This is a genomic window from Psychrobacter sp. CAL346-MNA-CIBAN-0220, from assembly GCF_040309805.1.
Taxonomy (GTDB): Bacteria; Pseudomonadota; Gammaproteobacteria; order Pseudomonadales; family Moraxellaceae; genus Psychrobacter.
In genome coordinates this window covers 1-269 of sequence record NZ_JBEOPF010000325.1, presented here as the reverse complement: position 1 = coordinate 269, position 269 = coordinate 1, and the positions used below count along the sequence as shown (strand labels likewise).

1 pseudogene is annotated in these 269 nt (G+C 43.5%); it reads left to right on the top strand.

Features of this window, described 5'->3' with window-relative positions:
* A pseudogene (locus tag AAEY88_RS13835) lies at nt 1–269 on the top strand (hypothetical protein); the annotation flags it as partial.

Genomic DNA, 269 nt, shown 5'->3' with positions numbered 1-269 from the left:
ATCCGGTGCTTTGGTCGGCAAATATGTTGCTATCGCCGCTGATATGCCAGTCAACGTCTACATGGATAAAAACGGCAATCCTGTGCGTTTAAGTATGCAACAGTGCGACAATCATTTTGGCGCCAAGTTCCCTACACCAATTATGTCTGAAGCTGTGGAAAGTGAAGCGTTAGAAGCGGAAGTTGCCATTACTGAAGAGCGTAGTATAGAACCCGTTATTATCGAAACGACTCGTGTTATTCGTCCTGCTAAATATAAAGTAAAAGAAG